14 protein-coding genes are annotated in these 19,961 nt (G+C 69.7%); 5 read left to right on the top strand and 9 right to left on the bottom strand.

Features of this window, described 5'->3' with window-relative positions:
* Positions 1–57 precede the first annotated feature (57 nt).
* The 9 genes from STH_RS16325 to STH_RS16285 all read right to left on the bottom strand — a co-directional run bounded on the left by STH_RS16325 (position 58) and on the right by STH_RS16285 (position 13,466).
* Positions 58–1,896, bottom strand: a complete 1,839-nt coding sequence (locus STH_RS16325) for an ABC transporter ATP-binding protein (protein ID WP_011197390.1) — start codon at positions 1,894–1,896, stop codon at positions 58–60.
* Positions 1,897–1,914: 18 nt separating this feature from the next.
* Positions 1,915–3,678: an ABC transporter ATP-binding protein gene (locus STH_RS16320; RefSeq protein ID WP_043714409.1), complete on the bottom strand. Its 1,764-nt coding sequence runs from the start codon at positions 3,676–3,678 to the stop codon at positions 1,915–1,917.
* Between the two features lie 190 nt (positions 3,679–3,868).
* Complete coding sequence (locus STH_RS16315; protein ID WP_011197388.1) at positions 3,869–6,955, bottom strand: efflux RND transporter permease subunit; 3,087 nt, start codon at positions 6,953–6,955, stop codon at positions 3,869–3,871.
* Entirely contained in the window at positions 6,952–8,031 is a 1,080-nt protein-coding gene (locus STH_RS16310) for an efflux RND transporter periplasmic adaptor subunit (RefSeq protein ID WP_011197387.1), read from the bottom strand. The genes STH_RS16315 and STH_RS16310 overlap by 4 nt, the downstream gene beginning before the upstream one ends.
* A 21-nt stretch (positions 8,032–8,052) precedes the next feature.
* Positions 8,053–10,383, bottom strand: a complete 2,331-nt coding sequence (locus tag STH_RS16305) for a carboxypeptidase-like regulatory domain-containing protein (RefSeq protein WP_011197386.1) — start codon at positions 10,381–10,383, stop codon at positions 8,053–8,055.
* 19 nt (positions 10,384–10,402) lie between these two features.
* On the bottom strand, positions 10,403–11,002 hold the full coding sequence (locus STH_RS17625) for a TetR/AcrR family transcriptional regulator (protein WP_050742332.1): 600 nt from the start codon (positions 11,000–11,002) through the stop codon (positions 10,403–10,405).
* A gap of 13 nt (positions 11,003–11,015) precedes the next feature.
* Positions 11,016–12,188 (bottom strand): TolC family protein, encoded by a 1,173-nt coding sequence (locus STH_RS16295; protein ID WP_011197384.1) that lies wholly within the window; start codon positions 12,186–12,188, stop codon positions 11,016–11,018.
* 150 nt (positions 12,189–12,338) lie between these two features.
* Positions 12,339–12,716 carry a DUF4363 family protein gene (locus tag STH_RS16290; protein WP_011197383.1) on the bottom strand — a complete coding sequence of 126 codons (378 nt, stop codon included), beginning with the start codon at positions 12,714–12,716 and terminating at the stop codon, positions 12,339–12,341.
* 21 nt (positions 12,717–12,737) lie between these two features.
* Positions 12,738–13,466, bottom strand: a complete 729-nt coding sequence (locus STH_RS16285) for a YetF domain-containing protein (RefSeq protein ID WP_011197382.1) — start codon at positions 13,464–13,466, stop codon at positions 12,738–12,740.
* Between the two features lie 104 nt (positions 13,467–13,570).
* Between STH_RS16285 and STH_RS16280 the strand changes: the two genes are divergently transcribed.
* The 5 genes from STH_RS16280 (at position 13,571) to STH_RS16260 (ending at position 19,958) form a co-directional block, all read left to right on the top strand.
* Positions 13,571–15,046, top strand: coding sequence for an aminotransferase class I/II-fold pyridoxal phosphate-dependent enzyme (locus tag STH_RS16280; RefSeq protein WP_148205616.1), 1,476 nt, complete (start codon positions 13,571–13,573; stop codon positions 15,044–15,046).
* 338 nt (positions 15,047–15,384) lie between these two features.
* Positions 15,385–16,749: a PQQ-binding-like beta-propeller repeat protein gene (locus STH_RS17620; protein WP_011197379.1), complete on the top strand. Its 1,365-nt coding sequence runs from the start codon at positions 15,385–15,387 to the stop codon at positions 16,747–16,749.
* A gap of 79 nt (positions 16,750–16,828) precedes the next feature.
* The gene (locus STH_RS16270; RefSeq protein WP_242654555.1) at positions 16,829–17,290 is read left to right on the top strand and encodes a cell wall hydrolase; all 462 of its coding nucleotides are present in this window, start codon (positions 16,829–16,831) and stop codon (positions 17,288–17,290) included.
* A 12-nt stretch (positions 17,291–17,302) separates the two neighbouring features.
* Positions 17,303–18,673 (top strand): germination protein YpeB, encoded by a 1,371-nt coding sequence (locus STH_RS16265; RefSeq protein ID WP_043714405.1) that lies wholly within the window; start codon positions 17,303–17,305, stop codon positions 18,671–18,673.
* 253 nt (positions 18,674–18,926) lie between these two features.
* Positions 18,927–19,958 (top strand): 2-oxoacid:acceptor oxidoreductase family protein, encoded by a 1,032-nt coding sequence (locus STH_RS16260; RefSeq protein ID WP_011197376.1) that lies wholly within the window; start codon positions 18,927–18,929, stop codon positions 19,956–19,958.
* Positions 19,959–19,961: the final 3 nt, after the last annotated feature.

Here is a 19,961-nt window from a genome sequence, read left to right as displayed (position 1 = left end):
GCCATCTGGGATGGCTCAGGGACAGCCCCTCCTGCACTTGCGCAACATGAACCCGGGTTACGCCGACGGGTGGGTCGCCGGCATCAGCGTCTCGGTCGGCGCATCCCGCTCCTCCAGGTGCTCCTCGAACTGCAGCCGCCAGAGCTTGTAGTACAGGCCCTGCCTGGCCAGCAGCTCCTCGTGGGTGCCCTGCTCGTGGATCCGGCCCTTGTGCAGCACGATGATCTGATCCGCGTGCTGGATGGTGGAGAGCCGGTGCGCCACGATGAAAGTGGTGCGCCCCTTCGTCAGCTCCCTCAGGGCTTTCTGGATCAGCGCCTCGGTCTCGGAATCGATGGAGGCGGTGGCCTCGTCCAGCACGAGGATCGGGGGATCGAAGGCCAGGGCCCGGGCGAAGGAGAGCAGCTGCCGCTGCCCCGCCGAAAGGGTGGCGCCCCGCTCGGCCACGGGCTCGTCGTAGCCGTTGCGCAGCTCGCGGATGAACTCGTCCGCCCCCACGATGCGGGCCGCTTCCCGCACCCGCTCATCGCTGATCTCCGTGTTGCCCAAGCGGATGTTGGACCGGATGTCGCCGCTGAAGAGGAAGACGTCCTGCGCCATGAGGCCGATGGACCGCCGCAGCTCGGCGGTGGCGACCTCCCGTACGTCGAGGCCGTCCACCAGCACCTGGCCCTTCTGCACGTCGTAGAACCGGCACAGCAGGTTGATGATGGAGGACTTGCCGGCCCCGGTGTGGCCGACGAAGGCGATGGTCTGGCCCGGCTCGGCCCGGAACGACACGTCCTTCAGGACCCAGTCGCCCTCGTTGTACGCGAACCAGACGTTGCGGAACTCCACCGCGCCGGTGACCCGGCCCAGCGGTTTGGGGTCCGGCGGGTCTACGATGGCCGGCGGCGTGTCCATCAGCATGAAGATGCGCTCGGCCGAGGCCATGGCGCTCTGCAGGATGTTGAACTTCTCGGCCAGTTGCATGAGTGGCTCGAAGAAGCGGCGGGAGAGGGTGACGAACAGGAGCAGGACGCCGGGCGTGAGGCCGCCGCCCAGGGCCTGCAGGCCGCCATACCACAGCACCAGGGCGATGGTGACGCTGGCCAGGAGGTCGAGGACGGGCCGGAAGACGGCCCAGACCATCAACTGCCGCCAGGAGGCCCGGTTGTACTCATCGTTCTCCCGTTTGAACTCGGCGAACGTCTGCGCCTCCCGGGCGAAGAGCTGCACCACCCGCATGCCGCTCACGTGCTCCGAGACGAAGGCGTTGATGCGGGCGAGCCGCACCCGCACCTCACGCCAGGCGTCGCGCGCCTTCGCTGCGAAGAAGCGGGTGTAGTAGGCGACCAGCGGGATGAGGGCGAGGCTGACCGCGGCCAGCCTGGGATGGGTCCTCACCATAACCACGGCTACCCCGACCAGCGTGAAGACGTCCCGGAACAGGTTGACCAGCACACTGGTGTACATCTCACTCAGGGTCTCGGTGTCGTTGGTGACCCGGGTGACCAGCCGCCCGGCCGGGTTGCGGTCAAAGAACTGGAGGTGCAGCCGCTGAAGGTGGCCGAAGAGATCCTTGCGGATCGCATAGATGATCTTCTGCCCGGTGAACTGGAGCAGCAGAACCTCGCCGTAGGAGACGAAGAAGTTGGCGACCAGCGCCGCGATCAGCCAGAAGGCGAGCCGGTTGAGGCCGACCGCCGCGGCAGGGGCGTCGCCGAGGACGAGGTAGTCGTCGATGGCGACCTGCACCAGCTTGGGGACGAGCAAGTCCAGGCTCACGGCCACGCCGAGCATCGCAATGCATACCAGCAGGGCCTTCCAGTGCGGACGGGCGTAGGAGAGCAGCCGGGCCATGAGTCGGGCGTCGTAGACCTTGCCAAGGGCCTCTTCTTCGCGGAAGTCCGCCATAACATCCTCCTGTGTGGGCTACCCGAGGGAGGCGATGGACTCCTCGAGCTGTTGGCGCTGATAGGTGCGGAAGTAGCGGCCGCCCAGGGCGAGCAACTCGTCGTGGGTGCCGGACTCGACGATGCGGCCCCTTTCCAGTACGATGATCTGGTCCGCGGCCTTCACCGCCGCCACCCGGTGGGAGATGATGATCGTCGTCCGCCCCTGCATGACGGGCCGCAGGCCGTTCAGGATGCGCTGTTCGGTCGCGGTGTCGACCGCGGACAGGCAGTCGTCCAGCACCAGGATCGGCGCGTCCTTCAGGACGGCCCGGGCGAGGCTGATCCGCTGCCGCTGGCCGCCGGAGAGCGTGGCGCCTCGCTCGCCGACCAGGGTGTCGTAGCCGTCGGGCAGGAACTCGAGGATGTCCTGCTCCACGTGGGCGGTGCGGGCCGCCCGGCGAATCTGCTCTTCGGTCCAGTCGCCCGGCGCGAACGCGATGTTCTCGCGCACCGTGCGGGAGAAGAGGAACGCCTCCTGGGGCACGGCGGCGATGGACCGGCGGAGCAGGTCCAGCGGCAGCTCCAGGACGTCGACGCCGTCGATGAAGACCGTGCCGCGGGGCGGGTCGTAGATGCGGGTGAGCAGGGAGGCCAGGGAGGACTTGCCGCTGCCCGTGCGGCCCAGGACGCCCAGGGTCTGTCCCGGCCGGATGTGGAGGTTGATGCCGTCCAGGACGGGCGGGCTGTCCGGGCTGTACTGAAAGGTCAGGTCGCGGATGAGAATGTCGCCCCGCAGCCGGCCGTCCTCCGGAACGATCGTCTGCGGCGCGTCCCGGACCTCGGGCTCGGTGAGCAGCACCTCGCGGATCCGGGCAAAGCCGGCGAAGCCCCGCTGGATGATCTGCACCACCCAACCGGCGGCGATCATCGGCCAGATGAGCATCCCGATGTACATCGTGAGCGAGGCGAAGTCGCCCACCGAAATCTCGCCCCGGAGCACGGCCCGGCCGGGGACCAGCAGCGCGACGACATAGCAGAGCCCGGCGAAGAGGTTGACGATGGGGTCGAAGATGCCGTCGACCCGCATCATCGCCATGAAGCGGCGGATGTAGTCCCGGTTGGCCTCGTCAAACTTCGCCTCCTCCGCCGCCTCCTGGACGAAGGCCTTGACCACCCGAACGCCGGAGATGTTCTCCTGCACCACATCGGAAAGCCGGGCGAAGCTGTCCTGCACCGCCCGGGAACGTGCGAAGATCGCCTTCCCGACCACGCCGATGACCAGCGCCAGGAACGGCAGGGGCAGGAGCGCCCACAGGGAGAGCTTCAGGCCGATGGTCGAGACCATGGCGATGAGCGTGAACACGGTCATCGCCACCGCGTCCGCGGCCATCAGTACGCCCTCGCCCGCGATGCCGCGCACGGCCTGCAGGTCGTTGGTCGCCATGGCCATGATGTCGCCGGTCTTGTGCCGGTGGAAGAAGGAGGCGGAGAGCTTCTCCAGATGCGCGAACAGGTCTGCGCGCAGGTCGCGCTCGACCAGGCGGGCCGTGCCGAAGACGTAGATCCGCCAGACGAAGCGCAGAAACGCGACGCCCAGGGCCGTGCCGACGATGAGCGCCAGGTACCGGTAGATGCCGGAAAGGTCCAGGACGCCGGCGTCCAGGTCGTCCACGAACAAGCCAATGAGCCGGGGCGTGACCTGCTGCAGCAGGTCCGTGCCGGCCAGCGCCAGCACGCCAACCAGGTAGCGCCACTTGTAGCGGCCCAGGAACCGGATGAGGGAACTGTGGGATGAGGACATACGCACCTCTCGCTGTGCAGACAGGGGGTCGACCGGTGATGAATGGCCCGCAACAATGATAGACGCCCCTTCGACCGTCCGGGTTCCGCGTCAAACCCGGATGGCAGAGCCCTCCAATGCGCGGCAAGGGACACCCCCCGGCTCCGTCCGGGGGGTGGCCCTCGTCTGCGCAACGGGCGCTGCGGGGCGGCTACATCGCCGCAGCCCGTATCCGGGCCGAGGCCCGGCGCTGTACCCGCACCACCAGGTCGTCGAACAGCGTGTAGACCACGGGGATGACCACCAGTGTCAGCAGGGTGGAGAGCGTCAGGCCGCCGATGACGACGGTGGCCAGGGGCGCCTCCAGTTCGGCGCCCTCGGAGAGCCCCAGGGCCAGGGGCAGGAGGCCCAGCACTGTGGTCAGCGTGGTCATGAGCACCGGCCGCAGCCGGCGCGGGCCGGTGAGGCGTACGGCCTCGTCCCGGTCCATGCCCTGCCGGCGCAGCTGGTTGATGTAGTCCACCAGCACGATCGCATTGTTTACCACGACGCCGGCCAGCAGGATGAGCCCGATCATCGCGGACATGTCCATGCTCCGGCCGGTGAGCACCAGCCCCAGCACCGCGCCGACCAGGGCCAGCGGGATGGAGAACAGGATGACGAAGGGGTGGAGGAACGACTCGAACTGGGCGGCCATCACCAGGTAGACCAGCGCGACCGAAAAGATCAGGGTCTGCACCAGGCCGGTCATGGCCTCCTCCATCAGCTCGTAGTCGCCGCCGTAGGCGATTTCGTACCCGGGCGGCAGCGGGAAGTCGGCCAGTCGGGCCTTGATGTCGTTGATCACGCTGCCCAGGTCGCGCCCGTAGATCTGGCCGATGATCTTGACGACCCGCATCTGGTCCTCGCGGTCGATGGTCGCGGGGCCGACGCCCCGGGTGAGCTCGGCCAGCTCGCCCAGAGGCACGGTCTGCCCCAGCGGGGTGGCGATGGGCAGCTGCCGGAGCGCGTTGACGTCCGAGCGGGCCGCCTCGGTGGCCATCAGCCGGATGTCGTACTCCTCGCCGCCGACGCGGTACTGGGTGACCACCTGGCCGCGCACCGCCGACTGCACGGCGGCGGCCACCTGGCTGGCGGTGAGGCCGTAGCGCGCGGCCCGGGCCCGGTCGACCCGGATCTGGACTTCGGGCCGCCCCTCGCTGATCGAGGTGTCCAGCCCTCGGGCTCCGGGCACCTGGGCGATGATGGCGAGCACCTGCTTCGACAGGTCCTCCAGCACCTCCATGTCGTCGCCCTTGATCTGTACCTCGATGTCATTGCCGCCGGTCTCGATGGTGCCGGTGGTTGCCACCGTCACCTTGGCTCCGGGCAGCACGATCCGGCCTCTCACGTCCTCCATGATCTCGTCGAGGCTGCGGCGCCGCTGGCCCGGCCGGGACAGGGTGCCGACGATGAAGGCCTGGTTCGACTCCCCGCCCGTGCTGTAGGCCCCGCCCGTGGTGCCGACGGCCACGTAAAGGCTCTGCAGCTCGGGGATGTCCTGGATTTGCGCCACGGCTTCCTCAACGGCAGCCTGGGTTTCGTCCAGACGGGTGCCCGGCGCCAGCTCGATGCTGACGCGGAACTGGCTGGTGTCGCTGCTCGGGATGAACTCCAGCCCCATCTGTCCCAGGACCAGCGCGATCAGGACCAGGAAGGAGGCGCCGATACCGACCACGTGCCAGCGGTGGCCCAGGGCCCAGTCCAGCAGCCGGCCGTAGGTGGCCTCCAGTCGCTCGAGCCACTGCCCGATCCGATCGGAGAGTCGCACCGCCCACGGGATCTGCCGCCTCGCCGGCCGGTCCTTCAGGAGCCGGGGAGCCATCATCGGCACCAGGGTGACGGCGGTGAGCAGGGACATCAGCAGCGAGAAGGAGATCGTGAGGGCCAGCTCCCGGAAGAAGAGCTGGGCGAGACCCGTCACCCAGACGACGGGCAGGAACACCGCCACCGAGGTCAGGGTGGAGGCCGTGATGGCCAGGCTTACCTCGGCGGTGCCGTCCTCCGCCGCCTGGACGATGTCCTTCCCCATCTCCTTGTGGCGGAAGATGTTCTCCAGCACCACGATGGAGTTGTCGACCATCATGCCGACGCCCAGGGAGAGTCCGCCCAGCGAGATGATGTTCAGCGTGATCCCGGCGAAGTAGACCGGACCGAAGGTCGAGATCACGGCGACGGGGATGCTGACCGCGATGGCGAAGGTCGCGGGCAGATTGCGGAGGAAGAACAGCAGCACCAGGATGGCCAGGACGGCGCCCTGCAGGCCGTTGGTGGCGACGGACTCCAGCGAGGTCACGACCATGCGGGAGGTGTCGGAGAGGATCCGGGTCTGCACCTGGCCGGGCAGCTCAGCCTCGATCTTCTTCAGCTCCGCCTTGACGGCGTTGGCGACGGCCACGGCGTTGCCGCCGCTCTGTTTCTGCACGTCCAGGGAGACAGCCGCCCGGCCGTCCAGCCACACCTTTGTCTCCGGATCGGCAAAGGTGTCGCGCACCTCGGCGATGTCGCCCAGCCGCACCGTTCCCAGACGGATATCGCGAATCTCATCCAGGGACTGGTACTGGCCCACGGTGCGCACCAGCAGGTTGACGCTGCCCTCGCCCACCTGGCCGCCGGGGAGGTTCAGGTTTTCGTAGCCCAGCACCTGCGCCACGCTGGACATGGAGAGGCCGAAGGCCTGCAGGCGGGCCGGGTCGACGACCACCTGAATCTCCCGTTCCAGGCCGCCGTTGACGTCGACCGACGCCACGCCGTCCAGCCGCTCCAGCCGCGGCTTGATGATGTCCTCCGCCAGGGCCTTCAGCTCCGCCAGGTCGTCCGACCCGGTGACGCCGACGGTCACCACCGGCAGGGCCGTGGGGTCGATCTTGAAGACCATCGGCGAGCCCACACCTGCGGGGAGGTACCCCTTCACCTGATCGACCTTCTCCCGGATGGAGAGGCCGGCCTGGTCCATGTCGGTACCATAGTCGAACTCCACGATGACCAGCGACGTGCCCTCCGAGCTGGACGAGCGGACCTTCGTGACGCCGGGCACAGTGCCCACGACTTCCTCGATGGGCCGGGAGACGTGCGCCTCAACCTCTTCGGGACCCGCGCCCTCGTAGGTCGTCGCGACCACGGCCAGGGGGAACTCCATGGCGGGGTAGAGGTCCAGGGGGAGCCGGGAGAGGGAGACGAGGCCGATCACGGCGGTGATCAGGTAGAGAACGATCGTGGGGACCGGGTGGTGGATGGAGAACCGGATGAGCGGCCTCACTGGTCAGAGCCCCCTCCCAGCCGCACGGGGGCGCCGTCGTACAGCCGGTTCTGCCCGGCCACGACCAGCTGGTCGCCCTCGGCGATGCCCTCCACCAGCACCTGCTCGTCGGAGCGGCTCACGACGGTGACCGGTGTCCGGTGGGCCACGCCGTCCTTCACCACGTAGACGTGGGGCTCACTGCCGGTTTCCACCAGCGCATTGACCGGCACCAGCACGCCCGTCTGCTCCGCGAGCGGGATGATGACCTCGGCGAACATGCCGCCCTTCAGCACCCCGTCGGGGTTGGGCAGGGTCACCCGCACCCGGTAGGAGCGGGTCTGCAGGTCCATCTGCGGGCTGACGGACTCCACCTCGCCGGTGAAGGTCCGGTTCAGGGCCGGGACGGAGACGGTGACCGCCACCCCCGGGCGGACGGCATTGATCGCCGCCTCGGCGACCCCCGCCTCCACGACCACCGTCGACAGGTCCACCAGCTGGAAAAGCGGGGAGCCCGCCCCGACCATGCCGCCCGGCTCCACGTAGCGGGCGGCCAGCACGCCGTCGGCCGGGGCGGTGATGCGGGCCCCTTCATAGCTGGAGGTGGCCAGCTCCAGCTGCGCCCGCGCCGCCTCCACCTGGGCGTTGGCCAGGGTCAGCTGGGTGCGGATCTGCTCGGCCTGCTGCTGCGACACGGCCCCCTGCTCCAGCAGCGCCTCCAGCCGGGAGGCCTGCCGGGCCGCCTCGGCCCGCTGGGCCTGCGCCTGGGTGTACTGCGCCTGGGCGGCAGCCAGCTGGCTGGCCAGGTCCTTGTCGTCCAGTTCCACCAGCAGGTCGCCCTCCTGTACGGTGTCGCCCATCTGCTTGTGTACCGCCACCACCTTGCCGGGGACCTTGGCGGTGATGGTGATGTTGCGAATGGGGCTGAGCTGGCCGGAGGCCCGGCTGGTGGCGGTGAGCGTGCCGGTACGGGCCTCCGCGACTGCGACCGCCACGGCCTCCACGGTGGGCTCGCCGCCCCGGCCGGAGGCCAGGCCGCAGCCCGACAGGATCAGGGCGCCGAGCGCGAGCCACGCCGCGGGGAAGAATCGCTTCATCTCACGCGCACCTCCACGGGATCAGGGTGCGGCCGGAATTGCATCCAGCCAGATGTCGGCCCACACGGTCTCGCCCGAAGGCAGCCCGACCAGGGGGGTGATGACGACCTCGCCCGGCGCGGTGCTGCTGCGGTTGCCGGCACCGTCCACCGCCACCGGCAGGTACCGCCGACCGGGCACCAGGTTGTTGAAGCGGTAGACGCCGTCGTTGTCGGTGAAGGCCACCAGGTCCGCAACGGGGCTGCCTTCGGCGTAGAGCACCACCCGGATGCCGCTGAGCGGCGTGCCGTCGGCGCTCACGACCCGTCCGGCGATGGACGCGGCCACGTGGGTGGTCAGGTTGGCCTGGACGCCGAAGTCGGTGCCGGGGGTCAGCACCCCTGGGGCGGTCGACAGAGCCGAGCCGTCGCCGGCCGCGCGGACCAGGTAGGCCTCGCCCGGCACCGCCGGCACCCGGATCGCGTAGCTGCCGTCCTCCGCGACCTCGCCGGAGAAGGTCTCCCCGTCGCTGGTGCGGATGACCGTGACCGCCGCGCCCGCGGCGGGCCGGTCATCCCCGGCCTGCACGAGCCCCAGGAAGAGCGTCTCGCTGGGCCGGGCCACCAGCACGACGTTGGCCGGCGAGGCCGGGTCGAGGGCGGCGGGCTCCCGCTGGCTGCCGTCGGGTGCGACGGAAGCCTCCAGGTACGCCGGATCGGTGATCACCGGCAGGTAGCGGGTCTGCTTGGCCACCGGCAGGTCTTTGAACTCGTACCGGCCCGACTCGTCGGTCACGGTCTCGGCGACGCGGGTGCGGCCTTCCTCGCGCAGCGCGACCTTCACGCGGGCCAGCGGCTCGCCCAGGTCGTTGACCACCCGGCCGACCACGGAGGCCCGTTCGGGCTGGAGCACGAAGTCCGCGGTGTTGTTGCCCCGCTGTACATCCACCAGCGCGGGCGGGGCTCCGTCCTCCACGTAGGGCTGATCCGTGTAGAGGTAGCCGTCCACCTTGACGCTGACGTGGTAGCCCGTGCCGGGCTCATCGCCGGGCCGGGTGGGGATGTTGGCCGGCAGGGTGACGACATACCGCCCGTCCGCGTCGGTCCTGGCGCTCCAGCTCTGGGAACCCCGGCGGACCTTGACCTCCGCCCCGGCAACCGGCTCGTCCAGGTGGTTCTTCACGGTGCCGGAGAGGACGGCGCTGCCGTAGCTGTATGCATTCGGCGCCTGGGCCACGATGTTGGCGGAGACCCGGTCGCCGCCGGCAACGGTCATCCAGCCGGTGTCACTGTTCATCAGGGTGCCGCCGGGGAAGGCGCGCACCCGGTAGGTGCCGCCGACGACCTCGCGGAAGGTGAAGCGGCCTTCCTCATCGGTGCGGGTCACCTGCACCGTGCCCACGCCGGCGCGCTGCAGGTGGACCTCGACGTTCTTCAGCGGCTCGGCGTTGTTGTCGAAGACCTTGCCGGCGATGTCCGCGTACAGTCTGTTCAGCGCCAGCCGGTCCTCGCCGCTGAAGTCGACCCAGCTTCCCTCCTGGAGGGTGAAGGGGGCGGTGGTGATGGTCTCGTGGTCGTAGCGGGAGATCCGCAGCCGGTAGGTGCCGCCTTCCACGGGCGGGGCCGCGAGGCTGAAGTATCCCGTCCGGTCGGTGCGCACGGTGGTCACCGGGCCCCAGCCGTCCAGCAGCAGCTGCACCGAGGCGTCCGAGACCGGCGTGCCCCGGGTCCCCGCGACCACCTCGCCGGTCACGCGGCCCGTGGCGAACGGCAGGGTCAGATCCACCTGATTGCGGCGGGTGGGGTCCAGGCTGCCGATCTCCTGGGAGTAGGGCCGGAACCCATTCGCGCGGACCTGGAGGGTGTACTGGCCGTCCGCCCGGACCGAGGAAAGGGCGTACACGCCCAGGTCGTTGGTGCGGGCGGTGGCCTCCAGGCCGTAGCCGGAGCGGAACAGCTCGACGGTGGCCCTGGCCACGGGCAGGCCGCGTGCGTCGCGCACCACGCCGGTGATGAAGGCGCCGTACGGCTCGGCGGTCAGGGTGAGGGCGGCGCCGTCGGCGGACGGCACGTACGCCCGCTCCACCAGGGCGTGCCCCTCAGCCCAGACCCGGATCCAGAAGCTGCTGCCGGCGGGCAGGTTGAGCGTCGCCTGGCCGCGTCCGTCCGTGCGGGTGGACACGATGCCGGGCAGGCCGGGGGTGAGCAACTGCACCTCGGCCTCCGGCAGCGGGGTGCCGTCCGTGCTGATGACCGTCACCCGCAGCGGCGGCGCAGAAACAGGCGCCAGGAACGAGACGTCGGCCGCAGACGCCGCTGGGGCGGTGAGGCCCAGCAGCGCCAGGCTCAGTACAATAGCCATAAACCTACGCATAGGTCACACCTCTGTACCGTTATACCGTTGCTGAGGCAAAGATGGCGTTGGTGAAGAAGTCGGCGATGTCGTCATCCAGCCGGTCGTACCAGTCGGGCGGCAACAGGCCGGCGAAGGGGGCGGGGACGCCGGGGCCGACCTGGAGGATGGCCCAGATGGCCGCCGCGAGCCCCACCGTCAGGATGATGGGCAACTGCGGGTTGATCGGCTTCTCACCCAGCGCCTTGGCGAAGGCCTCCCGGTCCTGCGCGGTGAAGGCGGAGACCACGTGCTGGAGCATGATGTCGGCGATCTCCGGGTGGAAGCGGCCCTCGGTGAAGAGCACGTTGAAGACCGCCCGGTTCTCCCGGATAATCTGCACCAGCTCCCGGATGCGGATCCGGATGAGCTCGCGCAGGTCGCCGCTGCGGGGGAGGCGCCGCTCCCGGCGCAGGGCCTCGTGCACCACCGGCTCCACGCAGGCGACGAACAGCTCCTTCTTGTCCTTGAAGTACCGGTAGATCGTGCCTTCCGCAACGCCGGCCCGACGGGCGATCTCGGCGGTGGTGGCGCCGTTGTAGCCCCGCTCGCTGATCAACTCCAGTGCGGCGTCCAGAATGCGGGAACGGGTCGATTCCATGGCTGCTTCCCCCTTACCCGTCGCCGACGGCATGGCTGAGCTCCATCATCCGCACCAGCAGGTTCGCGGCGGCCTGGATACGCCCGGCTTCCGCCTCAAGGGCGGCTGCCGAGGCGCTCTGCACCTCGACCCAGGTCGCGATGCCGGCGTCGTAGCGCAGCTCCGCGAGCCGCAGGGCTTCCCGGGCCATCTCCACGGCCTTCTCGCGGGCCTTCAGCTCCTCCAGGGAGCCCCGGGCGGCGAGCCAGGCCCGGGTGATCTCGGCCCGTGCCTGGGCGAGCGCCATGCCATAGGTGGACGCGGCCTGCACCTCGGCGGCTGCGCCGCCGTCCGTGGCCAGGCCGGATTGCTGCCGGCGGCCGGCCAGCTGCACGGCTGCCTCCCGCAGGTCGGGCCGCCGGCGGATCGCCCGGTCGATCAGCGCATCCAGGTCGTCGGGCAGCGCCACCTCGGTGGCACTGAGGGCGAGCGGTTCGGGCTGCACGTCCGGCGCCAGGGGCACGCCGATCACCTGGCCCAGCGCGCTGCGGGCCCCCTGCTCCATGGCCTCCGCCCCGGCCAAGGCCGCCTCCTGCCCCGCCAGGGCGGTCTGCACCTGCAGCAGGTCGTAGGGCGCCGCGGAGCCCACCGCCACGGCGGCCTCCACGTTGGCGAGCTGGGTCTGCGTGCGCGCCAGCGCGGCCCGCTGTGCCTCCACCGTGGCCACGGCCTTCTGCCATTCCACGTAGGCCTGCAGCGCCCCGGCCCGGACTTGCTGTCGCGCGGTCTGGTACTGGGCGACGGCCTGCTCGTAGGCGTAGGTGGCCTGCTGGCCCACGGCCTGGCTCGTGATCGCCTCGGTCGGGATTGTCAGCCCGTACTGCGCCTGCAGGTAAGCTGCGGCCAGCGGGGCCAGGGCGGGCGCGCCGGCCGGCGCGGCCTGGCGGGCCGTCCGGGCCACCTCCATCTGGAGCGCCGCGAGCCGCAACCCGGGGTTGTACCGCTCGGCCAGGGAAAGCGCCTCGCGCAGCGGCAGGACTCGGGTCGAAGCCGGATCGGCGGCGGACGCGGTCGCCGGGGCCCCCGGCGCCGACGCGCCGGTTTCCGCGGGCGCAGCCGCAGCCGGGGCCGCGACGGACGCGGTCCCCGCGGCGACCAGGAGCGCGAGCGCGGCGAGCTTGAGTACCAGCGAACGTGGAATCTGCATGACCGGCCATCACCCTCTCACCATCGGGTCAATCGGGACGACATGCGCATCGCTCGGAGTGAGCACTCACTCATTCTACCGCCCGCCCGGACTGGGGTCAATAGGAAAGGGCGCACCCGGCATCTGCCAGGTGCGCCCCACCGGGGCTGCTCAGGAGCCGAGGTCCTCCCAGAGCGCCAGCAGCCGGTGCACGGCGATGCGTGCCTGTACCGGATCGCCGGTCTCCAGCGCCCCCCGGAGGCCCGCCAGCTCCAGGTCGAACGTCTCCACCTCGTCCCGCGCCGAGGTGAGGTGGATCCGTCCCCGCATGCGCAGCCAGGCCTCGCCGGCCTTCCGGGCGGCGTCCCGCGCCTCCTCCCAGCGCTGCGTATCCGCATGGTGGAGGAGCAGGCGCAGGTGCCCGGCGACGTCGTCGTGCTCCCCCGACGGGCGCTTCAGGAGGATCCCCGAGTTCAGCGCCAACACCGAGACGGCCACGACCAGCGCAGGCAGTCCGTAGTAGATCAGCCGAAGCAGGCGGCTCCTCACACCATCGCCTCCTGTCTCCCCTCAGTTGGGACCGGGGTAGTCGCTGAGGTCGTGAGACTTGGGAACCCTGTCAGTGTAACGGTCCACATACAGCTTGCCGTCGGCGTCCACCACCGCCAGGAAGGCCTCCGCGGGGCTCCTGATGCCCTGCTCCTTCAGCTTCGCCATCAGCCACGTCCGGTTGACGCCCAGCCGCCGGAGGTTCTGGTCCATGACCTCGCCGTCCACCACCAGCTCGATGCCCAGCCCCCGGGACGAGGCCGGGATCCCCAGGTCGGCCGGCGTGACGGGTTGGGTATCCGCCGTGCGGAGCACGGAGAGAGTGCCGCGCGGCTCCAGAACCGCCAGCTCCACCTCGTCGAAGTGAAAGACCGACTGGCTCCGCAGCAGCTCGGCCAGCTCGCTCTCCCGCATCCGCAGCCGGCGCAGGTTCTCCTCCAGGATCTGGCCCCGGTAGACCAGGATGACGGGCTCGCCGTCCAGCATCTTGGCCATCCAGCGGCTCTTCAGGGCCACCAGCTGGGTCAGCAGGGTGAAGCCTCCCCAGGCGAACAGTCCGACGAAGACCGGCCACGGCCGGAGGGACAGGTTGGTGGACAGCTCGGCGGCCAGGGACCCCAGGGTGATGCCGCTGACGTACTCGAAGAAGGTCAGCTGGCTTACCTGGGTCTTGCCGAGCAGGCGGCACAGGATCAGAAGGTTGAAGAACGTGATCGCCGAGCGGACCAGGACGACGCTGACTTCCCCCAACGCGCCACCTCCCACCTGCCACACTGGGAACCGCGCGGTTGTTTACAGACGGCGGAGTTCTGTTATACTGCGTTAAGATGCAATCGAACGCGCCCCTGCAGGAGGTGAGGACCGTGAATCAGCACGAGACTCCGCTGTTCACCGGGCTGGTGCGGCACGCCGAGCGCAATCCGATCCAGTTTCACATTCCCGGCCACAAGAAGGGCACAGGGATGGCGCCGGAATTCCGCGCGTACATCGGCGAGCGCGCACTGGCCATTGACCTGATCAACATCGCGCCGCTCGACGACCTGCACAACCCCCACGGCATCATCCGGGAGGCGCAGGCCCTGGCCGCCGAGGCCTTCGGGGCGGACCACTCCTTCTTCAGCGTCCAGGGCACCAGCGGAGCGATCATCGCGATGATCATGACCGTCTGCGGCCCCGGCGACAAGATTCTGGTCCCCCGCAACGTGCACAAGTCGGTCCTCACCGGCATTGTGCTGTCGGGGGCCCTGCCCATATTCATGAACCCCGACCTGGACTACGAGCTGGGCATCGCCCATGGGGTGAGCCTGGAGGCGGTGCGCCACGCCCTGGACCAGCACCCCGACGCCAAGGGCGTGCTGGTGATCAACCCGACCTATTACGGCGTGGCGGCGGACCTGAAGGGGATCGTCGAGCTGGCCCACTCCCGCGGGGTGCCGGTCCTGGTGGACGAGGCCCACGGCGTCCACCTGTGCTTTCACGACGAGCTGCCGCTCTCGGCCATGCAGGCCGGCGCGGACATGGCGGCCACCTCGGTGCACAAGCTGGGCGGTTCGCTGACGCAGACCAGCATCCTCAACGTGCGCGAGGGGTTCATCAACCCCGGGCGGGTGCAGGCGATTCTGTCCATGCTGACGACCACTTCCACCTCGTACCTGCTGCTGGCCTCGCTGGACGTCGCCCGCAAGCAACTGGCCACCCGGGGGCGGGAGCTGATCGACCGGGCGGTCCGCCTCGCCGAGCGCGCCCGCCGGGAGATCGCGGAGATCCCCGGCCTGTACTGCCTCGGGCCCGACGTGGTCGGCCAGTCGTCGTCCCGCTTCGACCTCGACCCGACGAAGCTCTGCATCAACGTGAAGGAGCTGGGCGTGACCGGCGTGGAGGTCGAGGCGATCCTCCGGGAGGAATTTAACATTGAAGTGGAACTCTCGGACCTCTACAACATCCTGTGCATCATCTCGCTGGGCGACACGGCGGAGGACGTGGACGCGCTGGTGGCCGCGCTCGGGGAGATCTCCCGCCGCTTCTACCGGCAGCGCCCGGCCAACGTGGTGAAGGTCAAGGTGCCTGTGACGCCTATCCTCGCCATGCATCCCCGCACCGCGTTCTACGCGGAGACCGAGGTGGTGCCGATCCGCGAGGCGGAGGGCCGGGTGATCGCCGAGTCGATCATGGTGTATCCCCCCGGGATCCCCATCCTGCTGCCGGGGGAGATCGTGGCGGAGGAGAACCTGGATTACCTGGAGGAGTGCATCCAGGCGGGGCTGCCGGTCCAGGGGACCGAGGACCCCGAGATCCGGATGGTAAAGGTCGTGAAGGACGCTCACCGTTAAACCTTACGCATGTCGACAGATGATCATAAAGCGCCGGGGACGGCCTGCGGGTCGTCCCCGGTTTGCGCGTCCTGACTGGCTCGACAAGGAGGGCGGTAGGGGGAAAGTTGTACACAGGTTTTCCGCGGCCTGTGGAGAACTCTCGTTCCCCGAAACGCACACGCGGCGCGGCTTTGTTCGTGCCGACCGCCGGGTTATCCCCCGGCATTGTGGATAACTTGTGGCCAACCTGGGGAGACGCCGTGGACAGTTTTCGCGCGACGAACAGGAAAAATCTCCACGTGCAGACCGCCGGGCCCGGACCTGCGTAGCATGGGGAAAAAGACGGAGGTCGGGGTATGGTCTTCTACTTCGTGCAGCCAGGGGAGACGCTGTTCGCCATCGCCAGGCGTTACCGGACCACCGTTCACGCCCTGGTCACCGCCAACCGGCTGAAGGATCCCAACGCCATCAGCCCGGGCCAGGCGCTGCTGATCCCCCGCCCCGGAGAGCGGCCGTCGCCGCCACCGGGGGGCGTCGTGCACCGCGTGCGCAGGGGCGAGACGGCCCTGACCCTGGCGGCCCGCTACGGGACCACGGTGAAGGCCATCATGCTGGCCAACCAGCTGGCTCACCCGGAGTTCGTCGAGCCGGGTCAGCGGCTGGTGATCCCGGAGCCGCCGGAGCCGGGGACCGACTGGCCCATGCTGGGGCGGGACCCCCGCCGCGCATCGGACAGCCCGGCGGCGCCGGCCTCGCCCCCCAGCCACCGGTGGACCCGCCGTGCAGCGGCATCCAGAGGCTTCTGCCCGTCCGCGCCGGTGACCCGGTACGGCCTCGTCTACGTGGGCCTGGGCGACGGCGTCTACCGCGCGCTGGACCAGCGGACGGGCGCGGTGCGGTGGCGGGCCGGCGCCCCGGCGGCGCGGGCCGGCGGTGGGAGCGGGGAGGGGTTCGGCGCCGCCGCGTTGCCCGCCCCGGTGGTCTACGACGGACTCGCCTACTACTGCGTTCCCGGCGGCCCCCTGCGAGCGGTGGACGCCCGCAAGGGCGCGGAAATCTGGCAGGTGGCGCCGGCAGACGCCCTGAGCACCCCCCTGGCCGGGGACGGCATCGTGTACTGCGGTCACGAAGGCGGCGTGGTGGCGGTGGAGGCGAAGACCGGCGCCCTGGCCTGGAACGCCCGGCTGGACGGCGGGGTGGCGCAGCCTGTGGCCCTGGGCGACGGCCGGTTGTTCGCCGCCACCGAGGCGGGGACGCTCTGGGCGCTGGACGCGCTCACCGGCGAGCCGCTCTGGCGGGCGGAGGCGGCCGCAGGCGCACCCGTCTTTGCGGAACTGGTGGTAGCCCTGGGCGGCCAGGCGTTTGACGCGCTGACCGGGGAGCTCATCTGGCGCCGGACCGACCTCGGCGGCACCCCGGCGGTGCGCGGGGAAGCCGTCTGCTACCCAGGACGCTGGGTCGACCTGTTCACGGGCCGCACGGTGGCGGAGGCCGACGGCGAGGCGCCGCCGGCCGGGGCGCCGCACCTGCTGGCCGGGGATCTCCACCTCTGGGTCACGCCCGAGCCGGCTCTGGTCGCCTGGGACGCAGCCCGAAGGGAGCTGCGCTGGTCCGTTCCCCTGCCGGCCCCCGCGGTGGCCATGGCGCCCGCGGACGGGTGGATCTTCGTGACCCTGGCGGACGGCTCGCTGGCGGCCTACAGCACGACCGCATCGGAATGAGCCTGCGGACTCGCTGCATGTCGCGCACGCCTGGCAGGGAGACTAGGGGTGATCGACGGCAGACGAGGGAGGAGTGGCTGTGCACAGGTGGCTGAAGTGGACGGCGGCCCTCCTGGCCGCCGGCGCCCTGCTGCTGTGGCCGGAGGCGACGTTCGACGGCCACCGGACGTTTGCGGAGAGCCGGGCGGCGAAGGACAACCTGCACCTCCTGGCCCAGGTGGTCTGCGGCGAGGCCCGCGGCGAGCCGTACGAGGGCAAGGTGGCGGTGGCGGCGGTGATCCTCAACCGGACGCTGGACAACCGGTTCCCCGACTCGGTGGCGGGGGTGGTCTACCAGACCCACGCCTTCGAATCGGTCTCCAACGGCGAGATCTACAAGGAGACCACCGAGGAGTGCTTCAAGGCGGCGCGGGCGGCACTGGCCGGCTGGGATCCCTCCAACGGGGCGCTCTACTTCTTCGCCCCGGCCAAGACCAGCAACGCCTTCATCTGGTCCCGGGAGCAGGTGCGGACCATCGGTAAGCACATCTTCGCGAAGTAGGGGGTCGGAGCCGTGAGGTCGCAGCGAGGCCAGGTGTGGGCGTACCTGCTGCTGGCGGTGGCTTTGGTGGGCGCGATGGGGTTCGGCGCGTACCAGACCCGCCTGAAGAACCAGTACCTGCGGGAAGCGGAAAACAAGTACATGGCGGCGTTCCACAAGCTGAAGTGGACCAGCGAGAACATCGAGGAGCGCATGGCCAAGCTGATGGCGACCAACGACCCCAGGCTCCAGGAGAGCCTGCTGGCCGACCTCCGGGTGTTCAGCGCGCAGGCCGTGGAGCACATGGCGACGCTGCCGTTCACGACCATGAACACGCCCCGCATCACCAACTTCCTGAACACCCTGCGGGCGCAGTCCGACGAGAAGCACCACAAGCTGAACACGGGTCAGGGCCTGACCGACGAGGACTGGAATCAGCTCATGGAGCTGCGCCACCAGGCGGTCTACTTCGAACAGGAGCTGTCCAACCTGCTGGGCCTGGTGGGGAACAACCTGATCCGCTGGCAGCCCACCGTGCAGGCGACCAGCCCGGCCCAGAGCGGCCAGGCCTCGACGCCCATCACCAAGTCCGTGATGCTCCTGGAGGAGAACCTGCCCGTGCCGCCCGGGGAGGAGAACGCCCTGGCGCCCGAGAAGGCGCAGCTGCCGCGGCCGCAGACGGATCCTGGCCCGCGGGTGGACGCCGCGGCCGCCGCGGAGGCGATCAAGCGCTTTGTGGACATGCCGCTGGCCGGCGAGCCGGTGCAGACGGGGGTGTACGACCCGGAGGACACCGAGAAGGGGCTTTCCCTCTACTACTTTGATGCCCGGAAGCAGAACGGACTGCCCATGAACTTCGGGGTTTCGGTGCACGGCGGCCACGTGGTCTACATGATCGACGGCCGGGCCGTCACCGAGAAAAAGCTGTCCCACGAGGAGCTGATCGCGAAGGCGAAGGAGTTGCTGGCCAAATGGGGCTTTGATCAGGTGGCCCTGGTCTCCAGCGCCGAGAACGACGGTACCCTGGTGATGGATTTCGCCCCCGTCGCCGGCGGCGTCGCCGTCCACACCGAGATGATCCGGGTCATGCTGGCCATGGACAACGGCGAGCTGGTGGGCTACGACGCCCGGGCCTACTGGGTGAACCACGTGGAACGGGACCTGCCGGCGCCGCAGATCGCGGCGGCGGAGGCGGCCGCCCGCACGTCGCCCCGGCTGACGGTGACGGGAGAGCCGCGCCTGGCGCTCATCGCCGACCGGCGCGGGCAGGAGCGGCTGGTCTGGGAGGTGCCGGGCCGCGTGGAGGACCAGTATTTCCGGGTCTTCGTGGACGCCATGGACGGCACGGAGGTGGACCTGATTCGTTCCGTCGGCGACCCCGCTCCGCCGATGCAGGAAGGGTAGTACCCGCCGTCCGGCCGGTCATAGGGAGGGCTGTCCCCTTGTGCGGGGACAGCCCTTCGCGCGCCCCGGGGAGTCCGGCCGAACCACAGGCACGCAGTTCGCCGGGCCGCAATTGCATTTCGCCGGTTAAAACCGGCTATTGGCAGGGGAAGTATTGACGTGCTATAGTGGGAGTACCTTCTGCCTACATCGGCACCAGACGATGGTCCTTTCGTGCCGGGGCAGGACCACTGTCCAGGGGAGGTAGACTCCTATGGCTGCGACCCCCACGCAGGGAACCATCCGGCTCCCCGTCAAGGATGAGCACGGGTGCTTCAACATCCGCCTGGAGTCCATCGGCGGCTACGGCGCCAACATCGCCGGCAAGATGCTCGCCGAGGCGGGTGTGTTGTACCAGGGCCTGAACGGCTCCAACTTCTCCTCCTATGGCTCCGAGAAGAAGGGCTCGCCGGTCAAGTCCTTCATCCGCTTTGCGGAGCCGGACACGCCGATCCGCGTCAGCTCCCCCATCGAGGAGCCGCACATCGTCTGCATCTTCCACGAGGCCCTCATCCGCACCCAGCCGGTGGTGGACGGCCTGCGCCCGGGCGGCGTGGTGATCGTCAACACCCGGAAGCGGCCGGAGGAAATCCGGCAGATGCTGGGCGTGGACGACGTCACCATCGGCACCTTCGACGCCACGACCATCGCCGTGGAGACCGGTTCCCGGGTCAACATGGCCGTGCTCGGGGCCATCGCCCGCGCGGCGGAGTTCCTCGACCCCGAGGCGATCAAGGCGCTGATCACCGACACGTTCTCCAAGAAGTACCCGCACACCGTCCCGGGGAACCTGCGCTGCTTCGACCGCGGCTACGCGGAGATCGAGTTCCAGTCCTTCGGCCCGTCGGCCGAGGAGGGGAGCGCCCGCACGCGGCGCTCGGCGGCCGCCTACGGCTATCTGAACATGCCCATCGGCGGCGTCATCCCCAACCCGGGCAACATGGCGGTGAAGGACCTGAGCGCCTCGCGCCAGGGCTTCCTGCCGGAGTTCGACCGGGAGAAGTGCATTGACTGCGCCCAGTGTGACATGGTCTGCCCCGACTACTGCTTCGTGTGGGAGCAGGGGGTCGACAAGCGGGGCCGGCCGGCCATGGTGCTGAAGGGCATCAACTACCAGTACTGCAAGGGCTGCCTGAAGTGCGTGGAGGCCTGCCCGGTGGACGCCCTGCGGGAGATGCGGGAGCAGGACGGGTACGCCGACGCGCACACGGTGCGGCACGACCATCTGCTGGTTGTGGGGAGGTGAGCG

The sequence above is a fragment of the Symbiobacterium thermophilum IAM 14863 genome (assembly GCF_000009905.1).
Taxonomy (GTDB): domain Bacteria; phylum Bacillota; class Sulfobacillia; order Symbiobacteriales; family Symbiobacteriaceae; genus Symbiobacterium; species Symbiobacterium thermophilum.
This window is presented reverse-complemented; position numbering and strand designations above follow the sequence as displayed.